Annotated in this window: 6 protein-coding genes; 5 read left to right on the top strand and 1 reads right to left on the bottom strand. The window is 74.3% G+C overall.

Annotation, left to right across the window (positions count from 1 at the left end; genetic code table 11):
- The first annotated feature begins 80 nt into the window (after positions 1–80).
- The 3 genes from OHT74_RS07470 to OHT74_RS07460 all read left to right on the top strand — a co-directional run bounded on the left by OHT74_RS07470 (position 81) and on the right by OHT74_RS07460 (position 6,137).
- Positions 81–887, top strand: coding sequence for an HlyD family efflux transporter periplasmic adaptor subunit (locus OHT74_RS07470; RefSeq protein ID WP_328619785.1), 807 nt, complete (start codon positions 81–83; stop codon positions 885–887).
- Complete coding sequence (locus tag OHT74_RS07465) at positions 884–3,157, top strand: NHLP family bacteriocin export ABC transporter peptidase/permease/ATPase subunit (RefSeq protein WP_443047301.1); 2,274 nt, start codon at positions 884–886, stop codon at positions 3,155–3,157. Before OHT74_RS07470 ends, OHT74_RS07465 begins: the two co-directional genes overlap by 4 nt.
- Before the next feature lie 61 nt (positions 3,158–3,218).
- The gene (locus OHT74_RS07460) at positions 3,219–6,137 is read left to right on the top strand and encodes an NHLP bacteriocin export ABC transporter permease/ATPase subunit (protein WP_328623273.1); all 2,919 of its coding nucleotides are present in this window, start codon (positions 3,219–3,221) and stop codon (positions 6,135–6,137) included.
- 14 nt (positions 6,138–6,151) lie between these two features.
- Here OHT74_RS07460 and OHT74_RS07455 read toward each other — a convergent pair whose 3' ends face one another.
- Complete coding sequence (locus OHT74_RS07455; protein WP_328619784.1) at positions 6,152–10,792, bottom strand: CHAT domain-containing protein; 4,641 nt, start codon at positions 10,790–10,792, stop codon at positions 6,152–6,154.
- A gap of 120 nt (positions 10,793–10,912) precedes the next feature.
- Here OHT74_RS07455 and OHT74_RS07450 point away from each other — a divergent pair, with 120 nt between their 5' ends.
- Positions 10,913–11,350, top strand: a complete 438-nt coding sequence (locus OHT74_RS07450) for a hypothetical protein (protein WP_328619783.1) — start codon at positions 10,913–10,915, stop codon at positions 11,348–11,350.
- Positions 11,347–12,159 (top strand): hypothetical protein, encoded by an 813-nt coding sequence (locus OHT74_RS07445; protein WP_266661801.1) that lies wholly within the window; start codon positions 11,347–11,349, stop codon positions 12,157–12,159. The genes OHT74_RS07450 and OHT74_RS07445 overlap by 4 nt, the downstream gene beginning before the upstream one ends.
- Positions 12,160–12,163: the final 4 nt, after the last annotated feature.

The raw sequence follows: 12,163 nt of genomic DNA, 5'->3' as shown, positions 1-12,163 counted from the left end.
GCGTGAACCCCGGGACGTCACCGTTCCGGGGTTCACGGGTGCCCGTTTCAAGAATGCAGAATGCAGGCGAAGGATAGCTCGTGCAGTTCCGTCAAAAGGCGCTCTCCAAGCTGCAATCGCCCGAAGAACTCGATCTGCCCGTACGTTTCGCACGCCCGCAGGGCCGGCTCGTTCTCGCCGTCACCGTCGTCGTCATGGCTGCCGCGGCTTTCTGGGCATTCACCGGATCCGTCTCCTCCAAGCTGAGCGCACCCGGCATCCTCACGCATACCGAGGGCAGTTATCTGCTGCAGAGCCCGTTCGCCGGACAGGTCACCGCCGTGCTCGCCAAAGAAGGCCAACTGCTGTCCCCGGGCGCGCCGCTGCTCCAGCTCGCCACGGACCAGGGTGAGCGGACCGTACGCGTGGTCGCCGGAGGGCGGGTGACGACCCTGGTCGCCAAGACGGGCTCGGTCGTCACGACAGGCGCGGACGTCGCGACCGTGGAACGCGTGAAGAACGCGGACGACCCCCTGGTCGCCGTGCTCTACCTGCCCGGCGCCGGCGCCGCGGAGATCCGCGTGGGCGCCCCGGTCGACCTGACCGTCCAGTCCGCCCCCCAGCAGCAGTTCGGCGTGCTGCGCGGGCGCGTCAAGGAAGTCGGCCGCGCGCCCCAGACGCAGGCGCAGCTCACCGGCTTCCTCGGCGACTCCCGCCTCGCCGCCCAGTTCGCCCGCCAGGGCAACCCCGTCGCCGTGCTCGTGCAGCTCGAACGCTCCTCCGCGACCACCTCCGGCTACCGGTGGTCCTCCGCGGGCGGGCCCCCCTACCCCGTCGACTCCACGACACCGGTCACCGGAGCCGTCCACCTCGCCGCACAGCGCCCCGTCGATTGGCTGCTTCCGTGACCGTGCCGCAGCACACCTCCCCGAACCGGCCCCGCTCCCGGCCCCCGGCCGCCCGGGTCCCGGCCGGCGGGCGCCGGCGCCGCCGTCCGGCCGTCCCCAAGGGCCGCACGCCCCGTACCGTACGCACGCCCACCGTGCTGCAGATGGAGGCGGTGGAGTGCGGCGCCGCCGCGCTGGCCATGGTGCTCGGCCACTTCGGCCGCTTCGTGCCCCTGGAGGAGCTGCGTATCGCCTGCGGGGTGTCCCGGGACGGCTCCCGCGCAGGCAACCTCCTCAAGGCCGCCCGCGGTTACGGGCTGACGGCCAAGGGCATGCAGATGGACCTGGCCGCGCTCGCCGGGGTGAACCCGCCGGCCATCCTGTTCTGGGAGTTCAACCACTACGTCGTCTACGAGGGCATGGGCCGCCGCCTCGGCCGCCGGGGCGTGTACATCAACGACCCCGGCAAGGGCCGCCGGTTCGTCCCCATGGAGGAGTTCGACACCGGCTTCACCGGCATTGCGCTCGTCTTCGAGCCCGGCCCGGGCTTCCGCCGCACCGGCCGCAAGCAAGGTGTCATGAGCGCGCTGCCGGCCCGTCTGCGCGGCACGTCGGGCACCATGCTGGCCGCCATGGTCTCCAGCCTCCTGCTGGTGGCTGTCGGTGCGACGGTGCCCGCGCTGAGCCGTACGTACATCGACATGTTCCTCATCGGCGAGCAGACGTCTCTGCTGGGCGTGCTCTTCGCCTCGATGGCGGCGGCCCTGGTGCTCACGGCCGTGCTCACCTCCCTGCAGCAGGCCAACCTGCTGCGCGGCCGCATCATCTCCTCGACGCTCGGCAGCGCCCGCTTCCTGCGGCACCTGCTCCGGCTGCCGGTCGCCTTCTTCACCCAGCGCAACCCGGCCGACCTGGTCCAGCGCCTCCAGTCCAACGACGCGGTCGCCGAGACCCTCGCCCGGGACCTGGCCGCCGCGGGCGTCGACGCCGTGGTGGTCGTGCTCTACGCGGTGCTGCTGTGGACGTACGACCCGCAGCTCACCGCCGTCGGCGTGCTCATCGCGCTGCTCAACATCGCGGCCGTGCGGATCGTGATGCGGGTTCGGGCCACCGGCACGCAGAAGCTGCGCGCCGAGAGTGCCCGGCTCACCAACACCTCGTACAGCGGCCTCCAGCTCATCGAGACGATGAAGGCCACCGGCGGGGAGAACGGTTTCTTCCGCCGCTGGGCCGGCCAGCACGCGGTCACCCTCGACGTGCAGCAGCGGCTCGGCGTCCCCAGCGCCTGGCTGGCCGTCGTCGCGCCGACGCTGGCCGCGCTCAACAGTGCGCTGATCCTGATGATCGGCGGCCTGCGGGCGGTGGAGGGTCACCTCTCGGTCGGCCTGCTCGTCGCCTTCCAGGCCCTGGTGACCAGCTTCACCGCGCCGATCACCCGCCTGGGCGGCGTGGCCGGCCGGATCCAGGACTTCGCCGCCGACGTCGCCCGCCTCAAGGACGTCGAGAACTTCCCCGTCGACCCGCTCTACCTGCGGGACGCGCGGGGCGAGGCCGCCGCCGGTACCCGCCGGCTCAAGGGGCACGTGGAGCTGGACGGCATCACCTTCGGCTACAGCCCGCTGGACGCACCTCTGCTGAAGGACGTCTCGCTCGCGGTCGGCCCCGGGCAGCAGGTCGCGCTCGTCGGCGGCTCCGGCAGCGGCAAGTCCACCGTCTCCCGGCTGATTTCCGGCCTCTACACCCCCTGGGCTGGCACCATCCGCATCGACGGGATGCGGCTGGAGGACATCCCGCGCGGCGCGCTGGCCGCCTCCGTCTCCTTCGTGGACCAGGACGTCTTCCTCTTCGAGGGCACCGTCCGCGACAACGTCGCGCTGTGGGACCCCTCCATCCCGGACGAGGCCGTCATCGCCGCCCTCCAGGACGCCGCCGTGTACGACGTGGTCGGGCGCCGGGCCGGCGGCATCCACAGCCGCGTCGAGCAGGACGGCCGTAACTTCTCGGGCGGCCAGCGGCAGCGCCTGGAGATCGCCCGCGCCCTGGTGCGCCGCCCCAGCGTCATGATCCTGGACGAGGTGACCAGCGCCCTGGACGCGGCGACCGAGCAGATCGTCATCGACAACCTGCGGCGCCGGGGCTGCGCCTGCGTGGTGATCGCCCACCGGCTCAGCACCGTGCGCGACAGCGACGAGATCGTCGTGCTCGACCGGGGCACGGTCGTGGAACGCGGACGGCACGAGTACCTGATCGCCGCACAGGGCGCGTACGCCCGACTGGTGAAGGAGCACTGAGGTGACATCTCCACACCAGACCCACCAGACGCACCAGACCCACCAGACCCATCAGACGCACATGACCTACACGGCCCATCAGGCCCACCAGACTTACGAGCCCCACCAGGCCCACATCGCACCCGATCCGGTCGTGGCGGCCCTCGGCGGCCTCGGCACGGCGGTCGACTGCACGGGCCTGCGCAGCCTGTCGCTGGAAGGCCCGCTCGTACTGTGGCTCGTCGTGCAGGGCGAGCTGGACCTGTTCGCCGTCGACGCCGCCCAGGCGGGCCACTGGCACTTCCTCGGCCGGCTCGAGTCGGGCACGCTGCTCCTGGGCCCGGCCGAGGGCCCCGCCCACACGCTGACCGGGCGCCCGCTGCAGGGCTGCGTACTGCGCCGCATCGAGCTGCGCGAGCTGTACCGCCCCGAGCACGGCGCCCAGGGAGTCCCCGCGGACGGAGCCTGGGGGTGGCACGCCGATCCCTGGCAGAACGGGTTCGCCGAAGCGGCGCCCAGCCCCCTCGAGGACGCCTTCGCCCGCGGCATCGGCCGCGGTCTGCGCGTGCTGTACCAGGCGCCGCTGGAGGGCCGCGCCACCGCCGGCCCCGGCGGGGCCGACGAGGACATCCTGTGGATGCAGATCCCTCCGGGGAGCGTGCAGTACGGCGCCGTGTACGAGACCCACAACGCCGCGGCCGGCATGTCCGCACCCGCCGGCACGCTCCTCGTCGACGGGGCCGTGTGGCAGGGCATGGTGGACCAGCAGTACCGGCTGCTGGACGCCCTGGACCGCTGGATCGAGCAGGACGAGCGCGCCCACGAGGACCGCACGGCCGCCGGCATCGAGGCCGGCGAGGCCGCCCGTACCCAGGCGGACCGCACCCTGCTCGCCTCCATCGGCCGCTCCCGCGGGGGCTCCCGCCGCGATGCGGGCCACGACGCGACCTTCGCCGTGTGCCGTCTGGTCGCGGCCGCAGCCGGCATCGCCCTGACCGAGCCGACGGGCGGCGCCGCCGCAGCCTCCGAGCGGACGGACCCCGTCGAACGCATCGCGCTCGCCTCCCGGATCCGCACCCGCGCCGTCCAGCTGGGCGGGCGCTGGTGGCGGGAGAACAGCGGACCTCTGGTCGGCCGGCGCGCGGACGACGGGACCCCCGTCGCGCTGCTGTGGCGGCGCGGCCGGTACGAGGCCGTCGACCCCGCCACCGGCGCGCGCGAACGCCTCGGCCAGGGCGGCGCGGACGCGTTCGAGCCGCACGCCGTCATGTTCTACCGCCCGCTGCCCGACCGGAAGCCGGGCCTGCTGCACCTGCTCCGCTTCAGCGTGCGCGGCAGCGGCGCGGACCTGCGCAGCCTCGTCGTGGGCGGGCTGGGCGCCGTCGGCCTCGGCGCGGTCGTCCCCGTGGCCACCGGCCGGGTGCTCGGCGCGTACGTCCCGCACGCCGAGGAGAGCCTCATCGTGCAGACCGCTCTGGCGCTCATCGCCACCAGCGTGGTCTCGGCAGCCTTCATGCTGCTGCAGAACATCTCCCTCCTGCGCATGGAGGGCCGCATCGAGGCCACCTTGCAGCCGGCCGTATGGGACCGGCTGCTCCGGCTGCCGGTGACGTTCTTCGCCGGCCGCTCCACCGGGGAACTGGCCGGCGCGGCCATGGGCATCAGCTCCATCCGCACCGTGCTGTCCGGCATCGTCTCGGTGTCCCTGCAGGCGGGCACCGTCGGCACGATCAACCTCGTGCTGCTGCTCGTCTACAGCGTGCCGCTGGCGCTGGCCGCGGTCGGCATGCTGCTCGCCATCGCCGTCGTCTTCCTGGGCCTGGGACTGTGGCAGCTCCGCTACCAGCGCCGGCTGATCAGGATCGGCAACAAGCTCGACAACCAGGCGTTCCAGACCCTGCGCGGTCTGCCCAAGCTGCGCGTGGCCGCGGCCGAGAGCTTCGCGTACGCCGCGTGGGCGCGGGAGTTCGCCCGTACCCGCGAGCTCCAGCAGCGCATCGGCCGGATCAAGAACGTCGTCACGGTGCTCAACGCGGTCTATCTGCCGCTGTGCACGCTCGTGATGTTCATGCTGCTGGCCGGACCGGCCCGCGGCAGCCTGTCCGCCGGTGAGTTCCTCACGTTCAGCACCGCCGTGACGATGATGCTGTCCTCGGCCACCCAGCTGACCGGCGCCCTCCTCTCGGCCGCCGCCGTGCAGCCGATGTTCGAGCAGGTCAAGCCGCTCCTCCAGGAGACTCCCGAGGTGCGCGGCTCCAGCATCCGGCCGGGCGAGCTCGGCGGCGCCGTCGAGGTGAAGAACCTCTCCTACCGGTACGCCGACGACGGGCCGCTCGTCCTGGACGACGTGTCCTTCCAGGTGCGGCCCGGTGAGTTCGTCGCGGTCGTCGGGGCCAGCGGCTGCGGCAAGTCGACCCTGCTGCGACTGCTCATCGGTTTCGACCGGCCCGCCTCCGGCAGCGTGCTGTACGACGGCCAGGACCTGGCCGCACTCGACCAGGCGGCCGTGCGCCGCCAGTGCGGTGTCGTCCTGCAGAACGCGCAGCCGTTCTCCGGCTCGATCCTCGACTGCATCCGCGGCTCCGGCGCGTACTCGCTCGAGGAGGCGGCGGAGGCCGCCGCTCTGGCGGGCCTCGCCGAGGACATCAACGCCATGCCCATGGGCATGCACACCGTGCTGGCCGACGGCGGCGGCACCGTCTCGGGCGGCCAGCGCCAGCGGCTGATGATCGCCCAGGCGCTCATCGGCAAACCGCGCATCCTCTTCCTGGACGAGGCCACCAGTGCGCTGGACAACGAGGCCCAGCGCGTGGTCATCGAGTCCACCCGCGCTCTGCGTGCGACCCGCATCGTGATCGCCCACCGGCTGTCCACCGTCATGGACGCCGACCGGGTGATCGTGATGTCGGACGGCCGGGTCGCCCAGCAGGGGCCGCCCGCCGAACTGCTCGCCGATACGCAGGGCCTGTTCCACGAGCTGGTCCGCCGTCAGGTCGGATGACCGGCAAGACACCCCTACGGCCCGAAGTGGACGTACGAGGCCCAGGCCAGGGGCCGGTACGGATCCTCGCGGCGGATGTGGACGACCGCCTCGTGCAGGGCGTGGGCGGCGCGGGACGGGTGCAGGGCGCCCGCGGAGTCGCCGAGGACCCCGTACAGCCTCTCCGTGACCCGCCGCGCGGTGTCGTCCCCGACGGTCCACAGCGTCGAGACGACCTGCCGGAAGCTGCCCAGCAGCAGGGCGCCGGCCAGGTGGATCGCCTCGTTCGGGAGCTCCGTGCCGCCGACCGCCGTCTGGCAGGCGGACAGGACCGCCAGCTCCGCCGACTCCAGGTCGAGCCGGGCGAGCTCGGGCACCGTCAGCGGACCGTCGTACAGGTACAGGGCCCCCTGGGCGGGGTCGGCGAGGTTCTGGCCGCCGTGGCAGGCGAAGTGGACGCAGCTGTGCGAGCGCAGCAGGTCCAGGACCACCGCCCGGGTGGCCTGGGCGTCGGCCAGGACCGTGTGCCGCCCGGGGAAGCGGCGCCGCAGTGCCTCCGCCTCCTGCCGTACGCCCGGCAGCGGTTCCAGCGAGGGCGCGTACCCGGGCCGCTCGCTCACCGCCGGGACGAGCAGTCGGCGCGGCCGTTCCGGAGCGGCCGGGGTCCTGCGCGCCCGGGCCAGGGCCCGCAGGGTCGGCATGTACGAGGACACCACCCGCTCCACCACCGCGTCGTACGGCCGTTCGTCGTCGGGATCGTGGTAGCCCGCGGCATGCACCGGCAGCAGGGCCAGCGGCCCCGTGGCGCACCACCACAGGCGCCGCCCCCGCCGGTCCGCCGCCTCCGGGGCGTCCAGCACCGGTGAGGCGACCGTGTCCCACAGCCACTCCAGGGTGTCCAGGACCGTCTGCTGCACGGGACCGGTCGGCGCTCCCGGACGCCCGATGCGGTCCACGGCCGCCAGGTACCGCTCCGTACGGCGCTGCGCCTCCTCCGCGTCCAGACCGGGCAGCGGGACCAGCCGGACCTGACCCGGGGTCACCACCAGGGCGTCGCAGCGGTAGCGGCTGACGTTGACGAGGACCATCGGCCCGGCGGCGGTCGCCTGCGACAGCTCCGCGAAGGGGAGCGGGAGCATGAAGTACGCGAAACCCGGCTGGAGCCGGATCTCCGCCACCAGCGCCTCCCACTCCCGGGCCAGCCGGCGCTGCCGCTGCGTGCCGTCCGCGACGGCGTTGCCGTCGCCGTCGACCAGACTCGCTCCCTGCTCCAGCCCCGCCCGCAGACCGTCGAGCCGCCGGGCCGGCTCGGGGTGGGCCCGCGCCAGCTCCGTCAGGTCCGTACGGGCGTCCAGGGCCTGCCCCCACAGCACGGAGCGGCCCTGGTCGAGGAGTTCCACGGCCTCCTCCAGCCGCCCGCAGGCGATGGCGCAGGCCGCGGCCTCGCTCGCCACGTGCGAGCGCGGCGCGAGCAGCCGCTCGCGGTCGCCGCGGTCCAGACCGCGCCAGGCGGTCAGCGGCAGCAGCCCGACGGCCGCCGCGAAGCCGTCCGCGGCCGGCTCCCAGCCGGCCAGCCCGGCCTGAGCGCGCGCCGCACCGAAGACGCCCCAGCCGACCGCCGCGTCCAGCCTCTCGTGCGCCGGCGAGGTCAGGCACTGCACCGCCTCGGCGAACCCGCCGAGTGCGGCCCCGGCGTCGTCCTCGCCGGCGCGGCCGCCCTCACGCTCCCGTGTCATGTCGCTGCGGTCGGCCATCATGTGCGCCCACGACAGCAGCGCGTGCGCGCGCCGCGGCGAGGCGGGACGCATGCCCGCGACCACGGCCCCGGCCTCGGCGACGGCGGCGTCGAGATCGCCGGGGTCGCCGCGCAGCAGCGCCCGGTCCCACAGCGCCAGGGCGAGGTTGGTCCGCGCCGAGGTGCCCGGGTTGCCCGGCAGCTGGACGGCGACGGCCTTGCGGCCGAGGGCGACCGCCTCGTCGAGGTCGGCCGGCAGGCCGCGGGCCGTGTGGCGGCTGCGGAGCCGGGCGGAGAGGTTGGGCAGGGCCCACCGCCTGACGATCGCAGCCGATGCGGGCGAGATCTCCTCGGCCACGGCCAGGACCTGGCGGCCCAGCTCGATCGACCGGTCCAGGTCGGCGCAGTCCCCGGTGAACCGGTGGCGCAGCGCCAGGGCCGTGCCCAGGACCGTCAGGCGTGCGCAGTGCGCGGGCCGGTCGTACGGGCGGCCCGCTTCCACCGACCGCTGCGCAGCCGCCACCGCCTCGTCCAGATCGCCGCGCGCGCCGTCGCGTTCGAAGCGGCGTACGTAGGCGGCTGCCAGCGCGGACAGTTCGTCGCCCCGGTCCGGCTCCATCTGCAGGACGGCGTCCACCCGGCTTCCCGCGACGCGGCGCAGCTCCTCCGGGTCCGCGTCCGGCATCCCGAGCAGCATCCGCAGTTGCTGCAGGTTGGGGGTGGGCCCGTACGCGCCGAGGCGCAGGTGCTCGACGGCGCCGTCGAGGTCGAGAGGGTCCCCGTCCCGCTCGAACCGCCGCAGCAGCAGTACGCCGACGCGGCCCTCGATCACCGGGCGGCCGGGGTGCCCGTCCGGCATGCCGCCGAGCACCCGGTGCCCGAGGTCCAGCGCCGGGCCGAACACCGCCGGGTCGCCGGTCCGTTCGTAGCGCGAGATGTACTCGGTGAGGCGGTGGTCGTACTGGACCACCGCGGTGCCGTCGCCCCCTTGTCGGCCGGCCTGCTCCGGCGGGACCTCGGGCGTGCCCTTCGGCGAGATGAACTCGGCGTTCCTCAGGAGTGGGTCGATGCCCTCCTCCTGCCGCACTCTCCGCTCGCGCCGCCGGCCGGCCACCACCTCCAGCAGGTGGCGCGCCTGTTCCCGCAGCTCGTCGTCCGCCGGGAGGTGGGGCAGTGCGGCGGACAGGCAGGCGTGGGCCCGGTCGAGGTCGTGGCCGGTGCCGGAGATCTCCTGCCGGCACACCAGGGCCTGGCCGAGGTTCACGGCATTGAGGCAGTACGGCTCCCCGGGCGGCCGTACGAGGTCCAGGCCCTGGCGCAGAGCGTCGACCGCCGCGTCGAGATCGGACAGCTCCCCGGACCGCTGCCAGCTCAGGAGGAGGTTCTTGCCGAGGTGGTGCAGGCAGTGCCAGCGCTGGTCCCCCCGGAGCGGCGGCCGGAGCCCGATGAGCATGCGGTACAGGGAGATCGCGGAATCGAGATCCGCCGCCGTGGGGGAGTGGTCGTAGCGCGACTCGGTGGCCTGTGCCAGCAGGAGCAGGTACGCCACCTGGTTGGCGGGGTCGCCCCGGTGCCGCAGGCGTGCGGCTTCGCGGGCGAACTCCAGGGCGGCTTCGAGATCGGCCGGGTCCTTGGTCCCGGTCCGGTAGCGGGCCAGCAGGGCGGAGCCCAGGTGCGCGCTGTAGGCGCCGCGGTCGGCGAAGTCCTCCGGAAGTTCCCGCAGGGCCGGGCCCAGCAGTTCGATGCCCCGGTCGCGGGAGAGGGGGTCCGGATCCGCCTCGGCGCGCAGGATCAGCCGCCTGGCCTCCTCGGCGCGCTGGTGCGGCAGTGCCGGGGCGCGGCGCGGCGCGGCGGCCGGCTGTGCGCCGGCCGCGGCCCGCTCCCGCCGGAGGGAGCGGAGCGTGCCGTTCCACCGTGCCCGCTCGGCGGGATCCGTCAGACCCCCCGGTCCGACGGCCGAGACCATCACGGCAATGGTCTCGTCGAGGTCGTCGACGGATCCGGTCAGCTCGTGGCGGCGGTTCAACACCGAGGCGAGACACGTGAGCTGGGCTCCGCGCGGCACCGCGTTCGGGACCATGCCCGGGGCGGTGGCGGAGCGCAGCAGGTCGATCGCCTCGTCGAGGTCCCCGGCCGCTCCCGAGTGGTTGTACCGGGTGTACAGGGCGCCGCCCAGCGCCGTCAGGGCGTCGACGCGGTCCGGGCCCTGCCGGGTCCGCAGCGCCAGCAGTTTGCGGCATACCTCCACGGTGACGGCCGCGTTCTCCGGAGTGTCGTCGCGGGCGAGTTCGTGGGTCAGCGTCGCAGCCAGCACCTGGAGGAACACCTCGCGTCGGCGGCCGGCGGCAGCCGGGGCCAGGGCGAGCGCCGCCCGGGCCCACACGAGGGCGCCTTTGAGATCGCCGGGTTCGGCCGTCCGCTCGAAGCGCTCGAGCCATTCCGTGGCGAGCAGCAGACGCAACTCGGCGCAGTGCGGCTGGTCTTCGGGCAGGTCCGACAGGGCGCGCTGCAGGGCGACGAGCCCCATCAGCCCGTCCTCGCCGCTGCGCTGCTCCGCATCGAGGAGGGCTCGGGCCGCCTTCACCCGGGCCGCCGGATCGGCGCCGAACTCCACGGCCAGTTCCCAGAGTCCGGCAGGCACCTCATCGGGCAGGGTGTCGTGCAGCAGGCCGACGAGCTTGACCGTGGCGGCGAGATCGGGCAGTGCGGCCTGCGGCCGCTTCAGGCTCTCGGCCCGCGCCAGCAGGAGCAGGCCGACCAGCAGCATGGCCCGGCCGCGGGGTTCGGACCGGGCCGGCTGCCCGTCGGCCGCCGCCAGCAACTGCTCGGCCTCGGCGTCGAGTCGGGGGTCTTGCAGTCCACCCCCGCGCCCCGACTTCAGGTACTCCTGCACTGCCTGCTCGATCCCACCCCGCGCACTGCCGCGCCAGCGCCACCGCATGCCAGACGACCTCCCTGCCGTTGCCAACACGGTAGCTGTGTGTCGCCATCCGGTGCCAGTCGGTAATCTCGCCGTGACGCCCGACCGGTAGGGGCGGTAGGGCGGAAGGGGTGGGAGCCGATGGCCGCGCAGGAACCGAGCGGGACGAGCGGGACGAGCGAGCCGACCGAGAGCGAGGCGCTGGCGCTGTGGTGCGCCCGGCTGGCAGGGCTGCGCGACCATGCGCGGGTGACCGGCGTGGCCGAGCGGCTGGAACGCGACGCGGCGCGGGTCCGGCAGGGCGGCTCCGCGCAGCGCGCCGTACGCAAGTGGCTTCAGGAGGACGGGGATCCGGCTGATCCGGGCACACCGCAGCGCAGTTGGTCGGACCGGGGGAGTTCGGCGATGGTGGGCTTTCCCGGTTCCCCGCGTACGCCGTCCGCGGGCGCCGGCCGCTACGGCTGCCCGAGCGAGCGGTGCGACCGTACCGCCGGGCGCGACGCACAGGGCCACGTCCCGGCGTGCCATGCGTACGGCGCGGCCATGCGGCCCCTCGGCCCGGCCGCCGACACCCGATGATCACCGGGATCCTCTCCGAGGTCGGCAGACACGTCAGCAGCCGCTGGTTCAGGTCGGTGCTGCTGCCGGGGCTGCTCCTGGTGCTGGTGGCCGCCGCCGGATTCCACCTCGGGCACGCGCACGCCCTCGACGCCGGCCGGCTGTCCGCCTGGCTGGACGGCCTCGCCCGGCGCTGGCGGGCCACGCCGGCCCGGGCGGCGGTGGACATCGCCCTGGTCCTGCTGGCCGCGGGCACCGCCGGCACGGTTGCGGGCGTACTCGGCCGCGCGCTCGAACGGCTCTGGCTGGCCCCGGTGGAGTGGGGCGCGGCGCGCCGCCGCCGGCGCCGGGCCCTGCAGGCCGCCGAGCGGGCCGACGCCGGTGTGGTGGAGGCGTACCTGCCGCGCCGCCACACCTGGATGAGCGACCGGGCACGGCTGGTCGAGACCCGGATCCGCGCCCAGTACTGGTTCGATGCGGCTGCGGCGTGGCCGCGCGTATGGCTGCTCGTCGCGGACGAGGTGCGCCAGCCCGTGCAGGCGGCGCGCACCGGCTTCGCCGAGGCGGTCACGCTCGCCGGGTGGGGGTGCCTCTACCTGGTCACCGGGGTGTGGTGGTGGCCCGGGCTGATCGCCGGCGGCTGTGTGCTCCTCGCGGGCTGGCGGCGTTCGCGCGCCGCCTTGGAGGAGTTCTCCACCCTGATCGAGGCGGTGCTCGACATCCACCACCGGGACCTCGCCGCGGCCCTGGGCGTGGTCGTGGGGGAGGCGGGGGTGACCGAGGGCGAGGGGCGCAGGATCGACGACATCCTCCGCAAGGGCGCCGGCTGACCCG

This window comes from Streptomyces sp. NBC_00354 (assembly GCF_036106915.1).
In the GTDB taxonomy this organism is placed as follows: Bacteria; Actinomycetota; Actinomycetes; order Streptomycetales; family Streptomycetaceae; genus Streptomyces.
This window is presented reverse-complemented; position numbering and strand designations above follow the sequence as displayed.